Source organism: Halobacillus sp. SY10, assembly GCF_045401165.1.
Taxonomy (GTDB): domain Bacteria; phylum Bacillota; class Bacilli; order Bacillales; family Halobacillaceae; genus Halobacillus; species Halobacillus aidingensis.
Genome location: NZ_CP174345.1, coordinates 1,339,533 through 1,359,508 on the forward strand (window position 1 = coordinate 1,339,533; position 19,976 = coordinate 1,359,508).

Annotated in this window: 19 protein-coding genes; 12 read left to right on the forward strand and 7 right to left on the reverse strand. The window is 43.6% G+C overall.

Annotated elements, in window-relative coordinates:
* Nucleotides 1-12: 12 nt before the first annotated feature.
* From hydA to ACJA3J_RS06895, 7 genes are all read left to right on the forward strand, one after another.
* Entirely contained in the window at nucleotides 13-1,428 is a 1,416-nt protein-coding gene (gene hydA / locus ACJA3J_RS06865) for a dihydropyrimidinase (RefSeq protein ID WP_089653979.1), read from the forward strand.
* A 92-nt stretch (nucleotides 1,429-1,520) separates the two neighbouring features.
* The gene (locus tag ACJA3J_RS06870; protein WP_115825112.1) at nucleotides 1,521-3,014 is read left to right on the forward strand and encodes an NCS1 family transporter; all 1,494 of its coding nucleotides are present in this window, start codon (nucleotides 1,521-1,523) and stop codon (nucleotides 3,012-3,014) included.
* A gap of 15 nt (nucleotides 3,015-3,029) precedes the next feature.
* The gene (locus ACJA3J_RS06875; protein WP_089653981.1) at nucleotides 3,030-3,266 is read left to right on the forward strand and encodes a hypothetical protein; all 237 of its coding nucleotides are present in this window, start codon (nucleotides 3,030-3,032) and stop codon (nucleotides 3,264-3,266) included.
* Between the two features lie 808 nt (nucleotides 3,267-4,074).
* Nucleotides 4,075-5,661: a PucR family transcriptional regulator gene (locus ACJA3J_RS06880; RefSeq protein ID WP_089653982.1), complete on the forward strand. Its 1,587-nt coding sequence runs from the start codon at nucleotides 4,075-4,077 to the stop codon at nucleotides 5,659-5,661.
* 762 nt (nucleotides 5,662-6,423) lie between these two features.
* The gene (locus ACJA3J_RS06885) at nucleotides 6,424-7,764 is read left to right on the forward strand and encodes an aspartate aminotransferase family protein (protein WP_089653983.1); all 1,341 of its coding nucleotides are present in this window, start codon (nucleotides 6,424-6,426) and stop codon (nucleotides 7,762-7,764) included.
* 22 nt (nucleotides 7,765-7,786) lie between these two features.
* Nucleotides 7,787-8,920 carry an alanine dehydrogenase gene (gene ald, locus ACJA3J_RS06890; RefSeq protein WP_406945836.1) on the forward strand — a complete coding sequence of 378 codons (1,134 nt, stop codon included), beginning with the start codon at nucleotides 7,787-7,789 and terminating at the stop codon, nucleotides 8,918-8,920.
* Between the two features lie 122 nt (nucleotides 8,921-9,042).
* Entirely contained in the window at nucleotides 9,043-9,297 is a 255-nt protein-coding gene (locus ACJA3J_RS06895; protein ID WP_089653985.1) for a phage holin family protein, read from the forward strand.
* Nucleotides 9,298-9,323: 26 nt separating this feature from the next.
* On the opposite strand, the gene ACJA3J_RS06900 is transcribed toward ACJA3J_RS06895, so the two are convergent.
* From ACJA3J_RS06900 to ACJA3J_RS06910, 3 genes are all read right to left on the reverse strand, one after another.
* Nucleotides 9,324-10,136, reverse strand: a complete 813-nt coding sequence (locus ACJA3J_RS06900; RefSeq protein ID WP_089653986.1) for an undecaprenyl-diphosphate phosphatase — start codon at nucleotides 10,134-10,136, stop codon at nucleotides 9,324-9,326.
* Nucleotides 10,127-10,744 (reverse strand): DedA family protein, encoded by a 618-nt coding sequence (locus tag ACJA3J_RS06905; RefSeq protein ID WP_089653987.1) that lies wholly within the window; start codon nucleotides 10,742-10,744, stop codon nucleotides 10,127-10,129. Before ACJA3J_RS06905 ends, ACJA3J_RS06900 begins: the two co-directional genes overlap by 10 nt.
* Nucleotides 10,745-10,809: 65 nt before the next feature.
* On the reverse strand, nucleotides 10,810-10,992 hold the full coding sequence (locus ACJA3J_RS06910; RefSeq protein ID WP_406945837.1) for a hypothetical protein: 183 nt from the start codon (nucleotides 10,990-10,992) through the stop codon (nucleotides 10,810-10,812).
* Nucleotides 10,993-11,265: 273 nt separating this feature from the next.
* Between ACJA3J_RS06910 and ccmA the strand changes: the two genes are divergently transcribed.
* From ccmA to ACJA3J_RS06925, 3 genes are read left to right on the forward strand one after another with little or no spacing between them, the layout of a single operon-like run.
* Entirely contained in the window at nucleotides 11,266-11,994 is a 729-nt protein-coding gene (gene ccmA, locus ACJA3J_RS06915; RefSeq protein ID WP_406946280.1) for a heme ABC exporter ATP-binding protein CcmA, read from the forward strand.
* The gene (locus ACJA3J_RS06920; protein ID WP_406945838.1) at nucleotides 11,976-12,986 is read left to right on the forward strand and encodes an ABC transporter permease; all 1,011 of its coding nucleotides are present in this window, start codon (nucleotides 11,976-11,978) and stop codon (nucleotides 12,984-12,986) included. The genes ccmA and ACJA3J_RS06920 overlap by 19 nt, the downstream gene beginning before the upstream one ends.
* A 32-nt stretch (nucleotides 12,987-13,018) precedes the next feature.
* Entirely contained in the window at nucleotides 13,019-13,678 is a 660-nt protein-coding gene (locus ACJA3J_RS06925) for a TetR/AcrR family transcriptional regulator (RefSeq protein WP_089653990.1), read from the forward strand.
* A 120-nt stretch (nucleotides 13,679-13,798) separates the two neighbouring features.
* On the opposite strand, the gene ACJA3J_RS06930 is transcribed toward ACJA3J_RS06925, so the two are convergent.
* Nucleotides 13,799-14,227, reverse strand: coding sequence for an excalibur calcium-binding domain-containing protein (locus ACJA3J_RS06930; protein ID WP_089653991.1), 429 nt, complete (start codon nucleotides 14,225-14,227; stop codon nucleotides 13,799-13,801).
* 239 nt (nucleotides 14,228-14,466) lie between these two features.
* Nucleotides 14,467-15,552 (reverse strand): 23S rRNA (adenine(2503)-C(2))-methyltransferase RlmN, encoded by a 1,086-nt coding sequence (rlmN, locus tag ACJA3J_RS06935; RefSeq protein WP_089653992.1) that lies wholly within the window; start codon nucleotides 15,550-15,552, stop codon nucleotides 14,467-14,469.
* A 345-nt stretch (nucleotides 15,553-15,897) separates the two neighbouring features.
* Here rlmN and ACJA3J_RS06940 point away from each other — a divergent pair, with 345 nt between their 5' ends.
* Nucleotides 15,898-16,377 (forward strand): site-2 protease family protein, encoded by a 480-nt coding sequence (locus ACJA3J_RS06940; RefSeq protein ID WP_089654018.1) that lies wholly within the window; start codon nucleotides 15,898-15,900, stop codon nucleotides 16,375-16,377.
* A 131-nt stretch (nucleotides 16,378-16,508) separates the two neighbouring features.
* Here the strand turns inward: ACJA3J_RS06940 and ACJA3J_RS06945 are convergent, their stop codons facing one another.
* Together ACJA3J_RS06945 and ACJA3J_RS06950 are read right to left on the reverse strand one after the other, a co-directional pair.
* The gene (locus tag ACJA3J_RS06945; RefSeq protein WP_167356100.1) at nucleotides 16,509-16,682 is read right to left on the reverse strand and encodes a hypothetical protein; all 174 of its coding nucleotides are present in this window, start codon (nucleotides 16,680-16,682) and stop codon (nucleotides 16,509-16,511) included.
* Between the two features lie 150 nt (nucleotides 16,683-16,832).
* A complete protein-coding gene (locus tag ACJA3J_RS06950; protein WP_406945839.1) occupies nucleotides 16,833-18,518 on the reverse strand; it encodes a serine hydrolase in 1,686 nt (561 codons plus the stop codon).
* Between the two features lie 548 nt (nucleotides 18,519-19,066).
* Here ACJA3J_RS06950 and ACJA3J_RS06955 point away from each other — a divergent pair.
* The gene (locus ACJA3J_RS06955) at nucleotides 19,067-19,975 is read left to right on the forward strand and encodes an EamA family transporter (RefSeq protein ID WP_406945840.1); all 909 of its coding nucleotides are present in this window, start codon (nucleotides 19,067-19,069) and stop codon (nucleotides 19,973-19,975) included.
* Nucleotide 19,976: the final 1 nt, after the last annotated feature.

Here is a 19,976-nt window from a genome sequence, read left to right on the forward strand (position 1 = left end):
CGGAGGGATTGGATGAAGAAAATCATCAAAAATGGAACGATTGTGACGGCCGCTGATACGTACAAAGCAGACATTCTCATTGAAAATGAAAAAATTGCTCTGATCGGTCAGGATTTGACCGATCCTTCAGCTGAGGTCGTCGATGCTGAAGGTAACTACATTTTCCCTGGTGGTATCGACCCACACACGCACCTCGAAATGCCTTTTGGGGGAACGGTCAGTAAGGATGACTTTGAAACAGGTACCATAGCCGCTGCTCACGGGGGAACGACCACGGTCATCGACTTCTGTCTGACAGACAAAGGCAAGCCACTACAAAATTCCATTGATCAGTGGCACGCGAAATCCAAGGATAAATCCGTTATCGACTACAGCTTCCATTTGATGATTGGTGAAATGAACGATAGTGTCCTAGAGCAGCTTCCAAGTGTCATAGAAGATGAAGGCATTACATCATTCAAGGTTTTCATGGCTTATAAAAATGTATTCCAGGCTGATGACGGCACCCTTTTCCGTACCTTAGAACAAGCGAAAAAACTTGGCGCCTTAGTCATGGTCCACGCGGAAAACGGCGATGTGATCGAGCATTTAGTTAATAAAGCATTGGAAGCGGGACAAACCGATCCGATTTATCATGCACTGACGCGACCGCCTGAAGTAGAAGGGGAAGCAACAGGGCGTGCAGCAGAATTAACAGGACTTGCTGACTCCCAGCTTTATGTTGTTCACGTGACATGTGAAGAGGCGGTAGAAGCCATCGCGAAAGCTCGCAAAAAAGGCTATAACGTCACAGGTGAAACGTGCCCGCAATACTTGGTGCTCGATCAAAGTTACTTAGAAAAACCAAACTTCGAAGGCGCAAAGTATGTGTGGTCTCCGCCACTTCGTGAAAAGCACCATCAGGAAGTATTATGGAAGGCACTTAAGACAGGGGATCTGCAAACACTTGGTTCCGATCAGTGCTCCTTTGACTTTAAAGGTCAGAAAGACTTAGGAAAAGGGGACTTCACGAAGATCCCGAACGGTGGGCCTATCATTGAAGATCGCGTAAGCATTCTTTTCTCTGAAGGGGTGAAAAAAGGAAGAATTTCGCTGAACGAGTTTGTAGACATTACGTCCACGAAAATCGCGAAGACATTCGGATTGTTCCCACAAAAAGGTACGATTTCGGTCGGCGCAGATGCGGATATTGTCATCTTCGACCCAAGTGTAGAACGGACGATCTCCGTTGAAACGAGTCACATGGCTGCCGATTACAATCCTTTTGAAGGAATGAAAGTGACGGGACAACCGGTCAGTGTATTATCCCGTGGTGATTTTGTCATTAAGAATAAAGAATTTGTCGGTAAACTTGGCAAAGGAAACTATTTGAAACGTTCCCGTTACGGGGAATTGACATCCTCCAAAGAAGAACTTTATCAGAAGTAACCTGTCCGTATGCCATGGAATATAGGCTGCCTCGCTTCATTCAAAGCCGGGCAGCCTTTTAAAAAACAGGTATAGGTAGGAGGAGTCCAATAATGGACAAAAAGACAAATCATTTGATGTCCCCGGATTTAATGCCCATCCCGCACAGTGAGAAAAAGATTAGTACCCTTGGCTTTACATTCATGTGGGTGGGTATGGCTGTTGTTTTGGCCGCTTTCGCCATTGGTGGAGCGGGTGTGCAGGAAATTTCATTAATCTGGGTCGTTCTTGGAACTTTATTGGGAACGATTCTAATCGGTCTTGCAATCACTGTCACGGCTGATATTGGAATTGAACATGGTATATCATTTCCGGTATATATGCGGGCACCTTTTGGAACACTCGGTACCCATTTCCCTTCCGTCGTCCGCGGGGTCGCTGCATCGATGTGGTTCGGGATTAATACATTCTTCGGTTCAACCGCTATCAATGGAATTCTAAACATCTTATTCGGTTTTGATAATTGGTTCGTTTGTTACATTCTTTTTGCTTTATTCCAACTGTTTAATACGGCATTAGGGATTAAAGCGGTAGAAAAATTTGCTGACCTTGCTGCACCGATCATCATTTTGATTGGAGTGTGGATGTATTTCACACTTGCTGGTACAGCAACTGAACAGGGAAGAGACATTTGGGCATGGGTGGAAAGCCCTGTCACCGGAGGAGCTGCTTTTACAGCATTTGTGGTAGTCGTAGTCGGAAATATGGGCTACTGGGCAACCCTTGCTGCAGACATTTCTTCCATCTCTCGCTTTATAAAAGCACCGAAAAATGAGCGTAACTGGATTAAGCGAAACAAAGGTGCTCTAGTTGGTAGTCTTGTAGCGTTACCATTAACACAAACATTCATTGTCGTCCTTGGTGCGGTATCGTACATTGCTGTTTCCAACTTCGACCCTGTTGTCGCTTTGCAGGAGTCAGCGAGCGGTCTGGTCCTCGGAATTCTTCTATTAATGATTGTTCTTGCCCAGTGGTCGACAAACGTGTCAGCCAACATCGTACCTGCGGCCACCATCTTTTCAAATGTAGGCGGACCGAAACTGCCATTCTGGGCCGGCGTTTTCATCGCAGGTCTAGTGGGGACAGTCATCCAGCCATGGAGTATTTTTAACCTATTGATCCCTGTTTTATTGATTGCCGCAGCCATTCTCTCTGTTATTGTAGGAATCATTTTTGCCGATTACTACTTATTGAGAAAGCGGAGAATGAACGTCTATGATTTGTATAAACCCGGCGGACAATTCCGGTATGACGGAGGCATCAACTGGGCTGGCATTATTTCATGGGTCATTGGAAGTGCCTTCGCCTATACGTTCTCAACCTATTCTTTCTTCGTCGGATTTGGCGTAGGTGCCCTATGTTATTACTTATTAGCCAAGCATTGGTATTTCAAAAAACATCCCCAGGCAGAAATCGATAACCCAAGTGACGATGAATATCTCGGCATAACCGTAGGTCGGGACTGGGTTATCGGAGAAAAATTCGTAGAAGAAAAGCTGGGACGCAAGACAGGTACAGAAGGGTCCACAAGGAAAATAGATGCTTAACAAGGAGGAATTGAAATGTCTGACCATCGTGAGTTTGAAGCAGAACGGGAAAAGATTGATTTCTTATTAGAACAGGGTTATGTCATTAGTGGAGTCACCGAAAATTTAAGCGGGGCTTTTGTGGAGTTTGAGTATAAAGGAAACAAACCTGATAAAAGTGAGAAGGAACGCCTTCACATCCTGCACCCGGATACGAGGAAATATTTCTCTACCATTCTCGTCCAACAACAGAAGAAGCAGAGTGTTAAATAGAAGAAAGAGGATTGGCTCCCCGCCAATCCTCTTTCTTCTATTTCATCTACATCTTACACATAAGCTCCTGATTGTGGAAGACTCAGTTTCGAGACTTTTGTTGAGTGGATGGGGACTGCGGGGAATAGCTCGCTTTCCGCGGGAGCGCGGTGAGCCTCCTGTGGGGTCTCACCAAGCACTTTTTTCCCGCAGGAGTCTCGCCATTCCCCTCCGCCCACTTGCCGGAAGAGATTCTCGAAACTACCTTCCAGTAATAGGAGCTTTTATGGTTAAGAATCCTATATCGACGTGGGTTAAGGAAGATTTTTACACAGAACTAAGCAGGGTACTTTAAGAGCAATTTCGAGAACCTCATATGGTAAAGGGGCGGAGGGAAACGGTGAGACTCCTACCTTAAGTGTGCAGGCGCCTTGGTCAGCGGCGTATGGACTGGACTGAGCTGGAGGAGATAAAGGAAACACGAAGAGCGGAGCGATTCGATGTTGACTTATCGTACAGAAGCGAGGGAAGTCTCACTAGCCGCTAGGCGCCGGAACCGGATATCTAAGGGGAAGTACGTGGTAGATGAGACCCCGCAGAGCGTTAGCTCGAGGAGGCTCATCACTCGCCCACGGAAAGCGAACCTTTTCCCGGAGCCCCTAAACACCCACGAAAATCTCGAAATCAAGTCTTCCATAAACCTGCCAGTTTGATGAAGATTGAGAGAATTGTTAGATTCACTAGGACTATTAAACTTTTTTGTAAGAAAATCTCACAATCTATTAGATTTTTCTGAATAATTGTTGTACTTTAAAAGAGGGGTCATTCAATGAACGAACACATGTCGATTGAAAACATCCTGAAAAGGGACCATTTCGCTTCTGCTGAAGTTATTGCTGGTCGGAAGGGGATCGACCGGTTGGTCAAATGGGTTCACGTTTTTGAAATGATCGAAGTGAGAAAGAACTTGAAAGGTGGAGAGCTTGTCCTTTCGACAGGATTTGGCTGGAAGGATGATCATGAGCTTTTTCTCCATTTATTAAAACAATTAGTCGAAAAAGAAGTAGCCGGAATTTGTATCGAAATCGGGAGTTTTGTTGATTACATACGCCAGGAAGCGATCGATTATGCGGAAGCCAACGATTTTCCGATCATCTTATTCCGGGAAGAAGTTTCTTTTGTGGAAATTACTCAAGATATTCATGCGGATCTCATCAATCAGCAATACGAATTCATTACGAATTTAGAAGATTATTCGCAACGGCTGAATAAACGGTTGTTATCCATTGATAACTACTTTGAGATTCTAAAAAACTTGCAGCAATATGTGAATTGCCAGCTCGTCTATATTGCCAAGGATCATACGGTCGTCACGATCCCAGCCTTGAGAGAGAAAGAACGCGAGCAAGTATTGATGGAGCTCGGCAAGCCAGATGGGGGATCGAGAAGAGTTTTAAAACAGCCGGTGCAAGTATTCGATCGGGAATTTGCGAATATTTACTTATTGTCCAACCGTAGAGAGTTCGGTGAATTCGAGTCTTTATTATTGGACAGGACGGGGACTGCGCTTGCGCAATACTTATTAAGAGAACTTTATACGGAAGAAAAAAGAAAAGCAAAAGAAACAGAGTGGCTGACAGAGTGGCTGCAGGGAGAGCATGAAGAAGAGGAGATTCGTGACAGACTTGCCGTCTACAAACTGGATAAAACTGTAAAAGGGGCGATTGTACTTACCATTAAGTTGAATATGGTGGACAGACAGAAATCCAACCCTGACGTCACCTATATGAACATGCTCATCCACAATATTTTTGACCAGAACGGTTATTATGTTTTTCCGGTAGAGAAGCGGCATCAGCTTACTTTCATTCTGTTGAATCGGAAAGAAGCTGAAGATTGGAAGAAGCGAGTCAAACGCGGGGTTGAGCGACTACAGAAAATCAGCCTCTTGAATGATTCATGCATATCCTCTTTTCAAATCGCTGTTGGTAAATACGTGAAAGACCTGTACAAGTTGCATGAAAGCTTTCAAACGGCACAGGAAACTTTGACTTTACAGGAGAAGCTCCCGGAAAGTCAGTCCAAATTTTTTTACGATGACTTACACATGTACCGATTAATTTCACTCGTCCATCAACACAGCAACCTTGATGGATTAGTTGAAGAGTACTTAGAACCGATTATTAAGTATGATGAAAAGAATAACACGAACCTCCTTGAGACATTAAGGGTTTATTTGGCGTGCAATGGATCTAAAAAAGAAACCGCTTCCAAAGTTTTTGTTGTCCGTCAGACGTTATATCATCGCCTGGAGAAGTTAGAAAAACTGCTGGGACCTGATTTTATGGAATGTGAAAAAAGACAGGTCATCGAGTTTGCTCTCCTAGCCTACGAATACCAAAGAGCCGTCACCTAACCAAGCTACTTCAAGCACTTATTCGCTTTTCGAATAAGTGTTTTTTTATTATCCTTTTCCAACTCAAGCTCCCGATTGTGGAAGACTCAGTTTCGAGGCTTTTGTTGTGTGGATGGGGGCTGCGGGTAATAGCTCGCTTTCCGCGGGAGCGCAAGGAGCACATACCGCGCATCCTTAAAGAAAGCCTTGCCCAGTTGAAATAATGAATGACAATTCCTGGCCATGGATACGGGGTCAGGGAAACGACGATTTGCAGTGCTTTGAATCAGTCAGTAGAAAAACACACATGTTCGTGTCTCCATTCGTTTTTCATGCGGACGTTTCCCAGACCCTGTTCCCACGCTTTATTTGTGCAGGATGCATGGTTAAAACAACCCTATGTCGGCGTGGGTGAACAGGCCTTCATTACAGAGCTCGGCAGGTTACTGTTAAAGGGATTTTGAGAACCTCGTATGGCAAAGGGGCGGAGGGAAACGGTGAGACTCCTGTGGGAAGTGCGTGGTAGATGAGACCCCGCAGAGCGTTAGCTCGAGGAGGCTCATCACTCGCCCACGGAAAGCGAACCTTTTCCCGGAGCCCTAAACTCCCACAAACGTCTCGAAATCAAGTCTTCAACAATACTGCCATATTGTTTAATAAGCTCTCTTGTCATTATGTGAAAGTGGGGAGATGACTGTTTGACACAATGTCTAATGAAAGCACGCCTCAAATATTAGATAATTAAGATAATTCTAACAAAAGACCATTGAGGAGGAATCTCCGTTGACTAAAGCTGATGTAAAAAGCGAAATGCTTTCAAAAGACGAGAAGTATGTATGGCACTCCATGAAGCCCTATAACCCTGATGCGACAATGATAGCCAAAAGTGCCAAAGGTTCCTGGATCACCGATATAGACGGTAACCGATATTTGGATGCGATGTCAGGCTTATGGTGTGTGAACGTTGGTTATGGGCGGGAGGAGCTTGCGAAAGCAGCTTATGAACAGATCAAGGATCTTTCTTATATGCCACTTACGCAAAGTCATGAAGCTGCGATTCAATTAGGAGAAAAAATCAATCAGCTGCTTGGTGATGATTATGTCGTCTTTTTCTCAAACAGTGGATCGGAGGCAAATGAAGCTGCGTTTAAAATGGTTCGACAATATCATCAGCAAAAAGGGGATCACTACCGGACGAAATTCATTTCAAGATATCGCGCATATCATGGAAATTCCACAAGCGCGTTAGCTGCCACGGGGCAGGCGCAGCGCAAATACAAGTACGAACCTCTAGGCCCTGGTTTTTTGCATGTCGCTCCACCTGATGAGTACCGGAATGACCATAATGAAAAAGACCGCTTTGGAGCAAAGGAAATCGACGATGTGATGACATGGGAATATAGTGAATCGATTGCTGGTGTAATCATGGAGCCGATCATTACTGGTGGTGGTGTCATTGTACCGCCAGAACAGTATATGAAAGAGGTTCAAGCCATTTGTGAAAAGCACGGAGCTCTCATGATTGTCGATGAAGTGATCTGTGGTTTCGGACGTACAGGAAAGCCGTTCGGTTTTATGAACTATGGGGTGAAGCCCGATATCATTACGATGGCGAAAGGGATTACAAGTGCGTATCTTCCTCTTTCAGCGACGGCAGTCAAACGGGAAGTATATGAAGCATTTTGTGGAGACGATACGTATGATTTCTTCCGTCACATCAATACCTTCGGAGGTCATCCAGCGGCTTGTGCGGTTGCACTCAAAAATATTGAGATTATGGAAAGAGAAAACTTGTTTGAGCGTTCACGGGAATTAGGAGAGGCAGCGAAAAATGATTTGAACACGCGTCTTCAAAACCATAGGCATGTGGGCAATGTGAGAGGGAAGGGGTTGCTCATCGGTATTGAGATGGTTGAAAGTAAGGAAAAGATGGAACCATTGGCTGTTGAGAAAGTCAACCAAATCATCGCTTATTGTAAGAACAAAGGAGTAATCATTGGCAAAAATGGGATGACAGTAGCCGGCTTTAACAATGTCATTACACTATCTCCTCCTTTGTCTATCGAAGAAGAAGATCTGACTCTCCTGCTGGATACCGTGGTGGAGGCGATACAAACGTTATGACCTTAATTAGGAGGTTTCTCGAATGCGGATAGGGATACCAAAGGAAATTAAAAATAATGAAAACCGTGTGGCGATTACTCCAGCTGGCGCGGTTAATCTAATCAATGAAGGACATGAAGTCTTTTTAGAGACGAAAGCTGGGGAACGCTCAGGTTTTTCTAATCAACAATATGAAGAAGTCGGAGTCAAAATCGTAGACACGGCTGCGGAGGCATGGGCCCAGCAGATGGTTCTGAAGGTGAAGGAGCCGCTCGCCGAAGAGTACACTTACTTTTATGAGGGATTAATCTTATTTACGTATTTGCACCTTGCGGCAGATGAAGAATTGACAAAAGCGTTGGCAGAGAAAAAAGTGGTCGCCATTGCTTATGAAACGGTTCAATCCGGGAATGGATCACTACCTCTGCTTACACCGATGAGTGAAGTGGCAGGGAGGATGGCCACGCAAAAAGGTGCGCAATATTTAGAACGCACCCATGGAGGTAAAGGCATTCTTCTTGGCGGAGTTCCGGGAGTGAAACGCGGGAAGGTGACGATTATCGGAGGTGGTGTTGTAGGAACGAACGCTGCTAAAATCGCGATCGGTTTAGGGGCGGATGTCACGATGATCGACCTCAGCCCTGATCGACTTCGCCAGCTTGATGATATATTTGGTTCATCGATCAACACGCTTATGTCGAATCCATTGAATTTGAGCGAGGCGGTCAGGGAGTCCGATTTAGTTATCGGAGCGGTTTTGATTCCAGGGGCCAAAGCGCCAAAACTTGTGACAGAAGATATGGTGAAATCGATGAGTCGGGGAAGTGTCATCGTTGATGTCGCTGTCGATCAGGGCGGGATTGTCGAAACGGTCGACCACGTCACGACACATGACAATCCGACCTATGTGAAACATGGAGTTGTCCATTATGCGGTTGGCAATATGCCGGGAGCTGTTCCGCAGACATCAACGCTTGCGCTCACAAATGTTACCGTTCCTTATGCGGTTCAGATCGCAAACAAAGGTTTTCAAAAGGCATGCCTCGAAAACACTGCCTTATTAAAAGGTGTAAATGTCGTCAATGGCAGTGTGACTTATCGTGAAGTGGCAGAAGCTCATGGGTTGGATTATATGGAAGTCGAAAAAGCCCTTGGACCGAAATCATTCGTTTCATAAGAAAATATTGCGTCTCGTCCCATGAGAGGGGCGGGATGTTATATTTTGCAGAAAGTACTTCAAGCCTCGCTTCATGAATAACATGGAATAAGCTCTTATTTTATTCTAAAGGAGATCAACCCATGGAGTTCATGATGGATTTCACCCCCTATGCGGGACTCGCTGTATTGTTGTATGCGATGAGGCAGACAAAACGAGTGCCAAACCGATACATCCCCATCATCGCTGTTGTTTTAGGAGTCGCTTTTTCCTATTGGCAGCAAGGCATCTCTCCATCAGCAACGGTGGAAGGGTTGAAGTATGCCTTGCTTGGTATCGGTACTGTTGCAGGAGTTAAGTATTTTTTAGAGAAAAATGAGGGTGGCCATAAGGACTGAGCTCTTGTAGCTTTGTCCTTTTTTTATTAAAAATATAGAAAACAGATAACCACGATTAAGATGAAACGGTAGATCGCGAATGGAATTAATTTCACATGATTGATCAGTTTCAAAAAGAATCGAATGGATAAGAGAGCGAAGAGAAAAGCACTTAGGAAACCGACAGCAAAATAAGGAACAGCCGTCCATTGGAAGTAGGCAAGGTTATTTACAATGGACAGGCTACTTGCTCCCAGCATGATTGGAACAGCCATGATGAAAGTGAAATCTGCTGCAGCTCTGTGGCTCAGCCCCATTACAACACCTGCTGATATCGTAGCACCAGAACGTGAGAAACCAGGCCACAGCGATAGACATTGAAAGATTCCTATTGTAAAAGCTTGTGAGTGACTGATTTGATCGACACTTTCTTTCCTTCCTTTCGGTTGGTGCAGATCAGCAGCAATCATGAAGATAGCTCCTGCTCCTAATCCAATCAAAACGGTCTCGAGAGTGAACAAATGTTTATCAATAAAATCTTCGAATAGGAAACCTAAAATGGCAGCTGGGAGGAGTCCTGTGATAATATGAGACCATTTTAAACGGAGGCCTTTACGTTTCCGCGAGGATATCAATAGATCCTTAAATCGATCTCGGAAAATGACAACGACAGCAAGAATAGATCCCAGCTGAATGAACACTTTAAACGTATTCGCTACATAGTCTCCCAGAAACAAGTCCGTCTTCAGCCACATTTCATCAACAAGAATCATGTGCCCGGTTGAAGATACGGGCGCAAACTCTGTCAAACCTTCAAACATTCCAAGAATCACGACTTTAATAAACTCCATCATCTCCATAAGCGAACACCTTTCCCTTTACGCATCCACCAAATGGTAAGGAAAGTAACAGCGATGATTAGGACATACGTCCATATAGAGTACACCTTCATATAGTGTAGAATATCGCGCCAGGAATCTCCGAGGATGACACCTGTGTAGATCAAGGCTGTATTCCAAATCAAACTTCCCGAAAAGGTAAGGAAAAGAAAAGGAACGATAGAGAAACGGGCCATTCCTGCAGGTAAGGAAATGAAACTTCTGACAAGTGGAAGCATACGGCAAAGAAAGATGGCCCAATATCCATAAGTCTCAAACCAATGGAAAGCTCTGTTCACATCTGCTTTCGTGAGACGCAGATATTTTCCGTGACGTTCCACCCACTCTTCCAGTTTGTCTCTGCTGATGGACATCCCGATTCCATACAATAGAAGAGATCCAGTCAAAGAACCCGAGGTCGCATAAATGATGACCCATGTTATCGTTAAATCCGTCCTTACAGTCATAAATCCACTGAGCGGCAGAACAACTTCTGATGGAATAGGGGGAAAGATGTTTTCGATCGCCATCAATGCATAAACCCCCAGATACCCGAACTGTTCCATCATCCAAATGATCCATTCTTCCATGAATTTCTCCTCCAAAAGATGATCGATGTATTGTATCGAACAAGCTTCCAAATTAGAACCTGAAATCAGTTTTTGAATATGTCTTTAAGCGTATCGGTATTCAACATACTCCAACTGAATTCAATGGAATAGGTGCTCCAGTCAGCACCTGCCAGCCATCCTGCCAAAAAAATGACTCCAAAAAACGAAGCGAGCGTTATTCCTGAAAACAGATAGTAGAGGACCTCGCGATCATCATGGTTTTTCAACGTTTTACTCCTTTCATTATTTACGAACAGACATTCCCTTAGTGATTGAGAATATTATAGCAGTTAAAAATGCCGATGGATATCTAATATTAAATATTGATTAAACAGAATAAACCGTTCTTTTGATAAAGCACTCTTCTTGGAATCACACACTGCCAGCGGATGAGAAACGAAGGTAAGAAATAATTTCTCCCTTCTCCCTTTACATGTTCAGGAAGCGATGTATAATTAAAGTGAGTAATCACTCATTTAGGAGGGGTTAATTTGAATTCTATGGTTGAAATGAAGGGTGTCGTCCAACGTTATGGTAAAGTTACAGTCATTGACCAGGTGGATCTATCCATACAGAAAGGTGAGATTTTTGGATTGTTGGGCCCTTCAGGGGCAGGGAAGACCACGCTTGTAAAGTTGATGGCAGGAATACTACAAACTACAGAAGGAACCATTTCTCTTGATGGGGCCGCATTGCGGCATCTTGCGCAGATGAAAAATTTTGGGTTCATGGCGCAATCGGATGCTTTGTATCAAGAATTGACGGCATGGGAGAATCTAGATTTTTTTGCCTCCATTTATTCCCTATCGAGAAAAAAGAGAAGGAAAAGAATCAGAGAAGTACTTGAAATGGTTAACTTATCCTCTTCTAAAGACCAGCCCGTCCAAACATTTTCTGGAGGGATGAAAAGGCGGTTGTCCTTAGCTGCAGCTCTTGTCCATGAACCGGAAATGATCATCCTTGATGAACCCACTGTTGGCATCGATCCTGTTTTACGGCAGTCGATTTGGAACGAACTTAATGATTTGAAGCATAAGGGCGTTACGATTATTGTTACCACACATGTCATGGACGAGGCGGAGAAGTGCGATCGTCTGGCTCTGCTGAGAAAAGGAAAAATGATAGCCATGGATACTCCAGAAATGTTGAAGGAAAAGGTGAATGTGTCATCTATGGAGGACGTGTTTTTGCATTATGGAGGTGATACAAAATGGATACCTTCCATGTAATGAAAAGAATTCTTCTCCAATTCCGGCGGGATAAAAGAAGTGTAGCTCTGATGGTGGTGGCACCACTCCTTGTTTTGTCCCTCATGTGGATGGTACTGGATCATGATGAAACCAACTTGGAACTAGGAGCCGTCGACGTTCCAGAATCCATGCTTGAAAAATTGTCGTCTGACACCCTTGTTGTTGAAACGCTGTCTTCTTCTAGAGCAGAAGAAAAGCTGGATGAGGGGACGTTGGATGCTGTGTTGTATTTTGAAAATCAGGAAACATCCCTGCTTCTAGAGGGGAGTGATCCAAACGCTGCTGGGGCAATCCAAAAAGAATTGCAATCTTTAAGAGCGAATCAGCAAATTTCAATGAACGTTGAGTACTACCATGGGTCAGAGGATCTCGGGTTATTTGATTACGTGGGACCTGCACTCATCGGTTTTTTCGTCTTTTTCTTCGTATTTATTGTGGGCGGAGTTTCTTTTTTAAGAGAACGTACACAGGGTACATTGGAACGTTTGTTGGCTACCCCCATCAAACGATCTGAAATCGTGTTCGGTTATCTCGCAGGTTTTGGACTATTCACGATCCTTCAGGCTCTCATCATTGCCTCCTTTTCCATTTACATTCTGGGGGTGTTTATGGAGGGTAACTTCTTTTATGTACTGATTGTTACTATATTACTTGCCTTAGCGGCTTTGAGCCTTGGTACATTGGTATCAGCATTTGCTAAGAATGAATTTCAGATGATTCAATTCATTCCTTTGATCATTGTTCCCCAGGTGTTCTTCTCCGGTTTATTCCCAACAGAGGGACTTGGAACATGGGTACAGGTCATTGGACAGATGATGCCTTTAACGTATGGGGCAGAAGCTATGAGGGGGATTATGCTGCGCGAAGCTTCTTTTGCGGAGATCCAACTGGAAGTGTATATTTTACTAGGGTTTACGGCCCTGTTCACGACATTGAATATATTCGCATTGAAGAAGCATCGGCGTTTATAATGGTAGAATGGACGCTTTAGGAGGATGGATGAATGACTGACTTTAAGAAAATGGTGGAAACGTTAGAACAGACGACAGAAAAAGATCGAAAGTTAACACCGAAACAGGAACAAATATTAAAAGCTGCCGTAGAGATTTTTGCGGAAAAAGGTTACGCTTCTTCTTCCACCAGTGAAATTGCAGCAAAAGCGAATGTAGCTGAAGGGACGATTTTCCGTCATTATAAAACAAAGAAAGAGCTCTTGATCTCCATCGTGACCCCATTTATGACGAAGTTCACTTTGCCGTTTTTTGCTTCTCATTTCGCCAAGGAAGTTTTTGAGGAGCCTCCAGAGGGGTTGGAAAGTTTATTGCGGACTCTTTTGAAAAATCGATTTGAATTTGCAAAAGAAAACGCTCCTCTTTTGCGCATTGTGATTCAGGAAATGGCCTTTCACCCTGAGCTTCAGGAAAATTTTCAAGAAGTATTCCTTGAAGAAATATTCCCGAAATTCGAAGAGGCACTGAATCACTTGAAAGAAAAAGGAAAACTTGTGGAAATGCCGAATGCCTCCATCATACGTATGATTATCTCTTCCGTCGTCGGTTTTCTGGTCACCCGCTTTATCATTGCACCTGATTTAAACTGGGAGGACGAAAAGGAAATTGATTATACGATTGACTTCATTATGCATGGGTTAGCACAGAAATAATGACAGGTCTATCCTATAAACGGATAGACCTGTTTTGCTCTTAAGATTAGACGAAATAGGCTTCAAAGAAAAAACAGCGAACCATAAAGGTTCGCTGAAGAGGGGGATGGGTAAGGTTATTTAATTTTCCCTGCGCACATACAACAGTCCGCCACTCAATAAAAACAGCCCCATCCCGAGTAACGCATATGTAGCATACGGCGTTGCGGTTTCTGGAAGCTCTCCACCTTCTTCGTCAGAAGATTCTTCTTGAGTTCCGTTCTCTTCAGAATCTTCCATTGCCTCGTCTTCTGATGCTTCTGAATCACCAGATCCATCACCAGATGAGCTGCCACCTAAGCTCTCACATGGTACACCATCTTTGTCTCGGTCTAATCCATCTGGATCGTTATTTTCATCGTACCCATTTTCTTCCCAATACTGCTCTGCTTCTGCTGTAGAATCAAAGTCGCTGCAATCTTTGTCTCCGTCATGACTGTCGGCACTTACGATCCCTGCACTGCCAAAGGTTAAAGTGAAAACGAATAGAAAAGCTAAGAATTTTCTCATTCTGGAAAAACTCCTTTTTGATAGATTCCCATCACCCCTTGGATATTTTTGTATATTCTTCTATTTCCTATATTTTTACAAATGAAACCATTTTTTTTTAATTATATGAAAGCTATCATACTAAGCGTAAAAAAATTTTCATTAGTAGGTTAGGAGGCCAGGATTTAGCTCAAGAGATAAATGGGAATTTGAAAAAGCTATAAGTATGAAAAAAAGCATGAGGCCGGGGCCTCATGCTTTTAGTTCATTGGCATCTTTTTCTTTTTGCGTGCTTTTTCTTTTTCGATTTGCTTACTGCGCAACTGTCCGCAGGCGGCATCGATGTCGGTTCCGTGTTCTGTACGGACTCCGCACTTGATTCCGCGGTCCATCAACGTTTGATAGAACGTCAGGATCGCTTCTTTTTCACTTCGCTCATAAGGGTTGTCAGCGACCGGGTTGTATGGAATCAAGTTGACGTAGGATAAGTGGCGCTTATCCTTCAACAAGTCCGCAAGCTCTTCCGCTTCCTTCTTATGGTCATTGACGTCCTTGAGTAAAATGTATTCGAAGGTAATCCGTCGGTTCGTTTTTTCCAGATAATAATCAATAGCCGGCATCAGTTTTTCGAGTGGGTAGGCACGGTTAATTTTCATGATTTGGGTACGCAGTTCATTGTTCGGTGCATGAATGGAAAGGGCCAGATTGATCTGGATGCCTTCATCTGCGAACTCATACATTTTCGGTGCGATTCCACTTGTGGATACAGTGATGTGGCGCGCTCCAATGGAAAGTCCTTTTTGATCGTTCACAACTTTCAAGAAATCAATCAGGTTTTCATAGTTGTCGAACGGTTCACCAATCCCCATCACTACGATGTGGCTGACGCGTTCATCGTTCCCTTGTTGATCCAAGTGCTGTTGAACTTGCATGATCTGTTCAACAATCTCGCCACTGGAAAGGTCACGGTTCTTACGAAGAATTCCACTCGCACAGAAGGAGCAGCCGATGTTGCAGCCCACCTGTGTTGTCACACATACGGACAACCCGTAGTTGAATCGCATCAGTACCGTTTCAATAACGTTTCCATCATCTAATTTAAATAGAAACTTAACGGTTCCGTCCTTTGATTCTTGTTTAATTTCTTCAGAAAGTGTCTCAATCGTAAAATGTTCATCGAGAAGATCGATGCAGGATTGATTCACGTTTTTCATTTGTGAAAAGTCTGTTACACGCTTTTGGTAGAGCCAGTCCCATACTTGCTTGGAGCGGAACTTTTTCTCCCCATGATCTATAAGCCAATCTGTCAGTTGGTCAAACGTCAATCCGTAAATGGATCGTTTCATAAATACGCTCCTCTTTAAAAAAAATCGCTATTCCTATCATACTCGAAACAGAAGCCTTACACAACAGGAGAAGGAATGTTTAAATTTTACAAACATTTGAAGGGGAGGTTTTAGGAGGGTTCCACTGAATGGGTAAATATGGGTTTATAAGGATGATCTGGAAGTATAATGAAGACGATCACTTCAGCACTTTCTGAGCTAATCCCAGTGAATGGCTCCCTTGTCATGTCTATAGTCTCCTTACTGAGGCTATGGAAGCAGTTTTCTGCATTTGGGTTATCTTTTTACAAAAAAGGGAAGTTGTTTTTTCAGAACTTCAATTCACACCATAACGGAGGAACGCTTATGTTTACAATGAATGACATTCCTATGTTCATCATAAACTTTTTTCTGATTCTGCCACTCGTCACTCTTGTTCATGAGACGGGTCATGTCCTTGTCGCCCGTATATTCGGAGGGAAGATAAAGTACTGTATAGGGACAGGGAAACTGCTGTTTCATGTGGGGCCTTTGGAAGTAAGGCGTATGTACTTTATGGAGGGCTGGTGTCAGTACGAAAAGCTTTCCTACAACAAGACATGGGCTCATGTGTCGATCTACCTTGCCGGAAGCCTTTTTAACTTGGCGATTATCCTGTTATTGAATGTATTGATCACTCAGGGAGTTCTTCCTGTGGATCTATTTTTCTACCAATATTCTTATTTCTCTGTGTACTTCATATTCTTTTCACTCTTTCCCTATCGAAATGGTGACGGCAAGCCGAGTGACGGTATGGCGATCTATGATGTCATTCGTTACGGGAAAGCGGTGGATCCAATCGATTAATAGAAAAAGGGGAAAGCCCATCAGGCTTTCCCCTTACATGTGGTCACACATCTTCAATATCCAGGAGCATCGTATGATTATGGAATGCGCAGCGCTCTTTTCTGCGATGTTGAAGAATATGTTCAAGTTCATCAATTGTGGCTCTGTGTGTAAGATAAGGCGTGAATGACTTCCAAAGGGTCTGCGAGTTTCGTCAAGGAATCTTTGTTTTCATCGATGTTGAAATATCGAGTTCGGATGTTCTTTCCCGAATCTCTCAGTAAGTTAGGAATTTGATTTCGGACTAGTTTATTGTGCTCTGTCAATGTTTCACTCTCCTTTCAGTTATACCCATCCTTAACTGTTTCTATGAAAAAAACAATTAAATATTATAAACAATTGGTATAGTAGATGAGGTGAGGAAAGTAAAAAAATGCAGACAAGTGGGATCACTTGTCTGCATTGTGAAAGATTTATTAATAGGATCGTTTTTCCCATGAATCGCTTTTAACCTCTACAGCATTTCCGTTTATTTCTAGATTATCAATGTACCAACCGCGGTTGTTCACACTTCCATCGGTTTCATAGATGAAGCGGAGATGCGTAGTGTCTGAAGGTAGTTCAACATTTCGTGATACCCATCCGTTACTGTCACCTGTAAATCTATCCAGTGTTGTCCACGTTTCCCCATCGTCTGATACTTCCAATGTTCCAAAGTCATAACCATCCTCGATTTCAAACCATGTACGGAATGAAAGGGAAGCCGTTTCGCTTGGGTTTACCTTTGCCAACAACTGTTTCTCTACCTGATCCCCATACCCTGAAAACCACGGGTTTGATTTTTTATCCATTTGGACCGGAATGGCATCCGCCACTTTTCGGGCAAAGCCTCTACGCGCCCCGTTCGTAGAAACCGTATCTCTTGTAGGGTGGACACGATTCGTTAATAATATAGCGATCGTATCATTTTCCGGGTTTACTACGATGGATGTTCCTGTGTAACCGGTGTGCCCATATGTCCTTGGACTTGAGAGGGCATCCATATACCATCCTTGTTGGAGTTCCCAGCCTAACCCGTGGTCATCACCTGCAAATTGGGGGATGCGGTTTTCTGTAAGCAGCTTAACGGTTTCAGGCTCAAGGATCTTCTTGTTTCCATACGTACCCTCATTTAAAAACATGTGTGCGAATTTGGCTAAATCATTCGCTGTAGAAAAGACTCCTGCATGACCGGCTACTCCATCCAATGACCAGGCGCTTTCATCGTGTACTTCTCCCCACACAAGCCCACGATTCGTCCAAGGCTGGTCTTCCGTTGCAGCAATGCGTGGTTTCAAATCCTCTTCTGGATTATACATTGTATCTTCCATTTTTAATGGTTTGGTAATATTTTTTTCAACAAATTCATCTAAGCGCATATTGGATAGGCGCTCGACGAGAGCTCCTAGGGTGATCATATTTAAGTCGCTGTAAGTATAGGTGGATCCAGGTTCATTAGCGAGAGGATATTGTAATACATGTTGTAAACGGTCGTTTCTGTCACCTTCAACTGTATAAAGAGGGATCCACGCCTTGAAGCCTGAGGTATGTGTCAAGAGCTGCTCAATCGTCACGTTTTCCTTTCCATTTTCCGCAAATTCCGGAAGGTGCTTCGCGACAGGATCGTTTAATTCGAACGCGTCCTGTTCATATAAAATCATAGCGGCGGTCGTGGTGAAAATTTTGCTGATGGAAGCGAGGTCAAAGATGGTATCTTTCTTCATGGGGATTAGGTTTTCTGATTGTGTGAATTCGTCGTCTTCATACTTCAGGGCATACCCATAAGCTTCTTCTTTCACAATATGGCCTCTTCTTGCTACAAGAGTCACGGCCCCGGGCATCACGTTGTTTTCTATGGCAGAGAGTAAAAGAGGGTCAATTTCTTGTAAAGGCTCTTCTCTCATGCCTGCTCCTCGTACAGACCCAGGGTGTAGAATTGGAGAGGATGGACCAGGTTGATCCCATGAAAATGCAGGGTGGACAGTGCTTTGGTTCGTATGGACATTTGTTTTCACTCCTTTCTTCTCTATGCTCGGTCCAGGTGCTGCGAGGGTTGAATGCGGGCTTAATAGAGTTGCACCTAAAGCAGTTGTTAATAGGATGGATACTGTTCTCTTTTTCAATTTACGACCTCCTTTTTCAGATAATTCAAGCATACGGTTTAACCTTCTAGTTGTCTATACCACTTTAGTAGTAATGGAAAAATTATACTGACGCAGAAAAGGGTACAAGGGTATGGGATAAAGGGAGTGGACGGCTTATTTACATGATTCCAGCATCCGTTTCTTTCTTGGTCGTTTCTTTCCTTTAAGGACTTTCATCAGATTGATACAGGCTCGAGATTACTACTCCAGCACGTTCTATTGGTTTTGGGACATTTTACCCTAAATAGCGATCCGGAGTTTCAGCCTTCTATCTTTGAGGTATGTATTTATATATCTAAAAAGGAGGAATGAAAATGAAACTGATTCGCTCGTTGATCCATACTATCGTAGATATTCTCTTATTCATTCCACGTACTTTAGGACGATTGATTAAGAGAATCGTATAATTAAAAACATAGGCAGGGCCGCTCTTTTTAAAGAGGGGCCTTTTTTTATGGGGGCAGATGTTAAAATAGTGAAGGTATGAAAATGAAATTTGCGTTGGTTGGAAAGGAGGAGGGGGACGAATGAAAGGAAAAGGGATTACACTCGTTCTCATCGGGGCCGCGAGCTTTGGGTTCACACCAATTTTTGTAAAAACAGGCTTTTCTTTAGGATACACGCTCGGGGAACTGAACATTGTCCAAATGGCGATTGCCTTTATATTCTTATGGTTGATCAGCTTCTTCAAAAGGATTTCTTTAAGAGGAACAAGCAGGGGAGACCTTTTCAAAATCATGTTGACGGGCACGTCCGTTGGTTTGACCAGTATCTTCTATTATGGCGCAATGCAGTATTTACCAGCATCCATTGCCATTATACTACTTTTCCAATTCGTGTGGATTGGGATGATTTACGAATGGATTTTTACGAAAGTTGTTCCTACAAAAATCAATTTTCTTTCATTGGTTGTTACCCTCTTAGGGGTGGTGTGCGCGTCGGGTGTGATCGGTGGAGGCTTCTTTGACCTTCCATTGGCAGGACTTTTTCTTGGGCTGCTTTCAGGTTTTTCTTATGCAGGTTTTGTCTTTTTCAGCGGACAGGTCGCTACAAAAACCGATCCGATTGCTAGAAGTGCTTTGATGGTTACCGGATCGTTGATTCTTGTGCTGGTTGTATTTATTCAAGACCTCCCAACAATCCCGCTATTTGACGCCCAGTTGTGGAGTATAGGGGCAGGAGTGGCTTTCGTAGGGGCAGTCATCCCACCATTGTTTTTTGCGCAGGGAGCCCCTTTGATTTCTGGAAGGCTTACGAATGTCTTGAGTTCTATTGAACTACCTGTTGCGATTATTTCCGCTATGCTCATCCTTTCTGAATCTGTTTCCTTGGTTCAGTGGGTGGGGGTGATTTTGATCGTAGCCGCTATTTTCATAAATGAGCTTGGGGGATTTTGGCTAAAAGGGAATTCGGCAAGAAAAAGCCAGACCTTGTAAT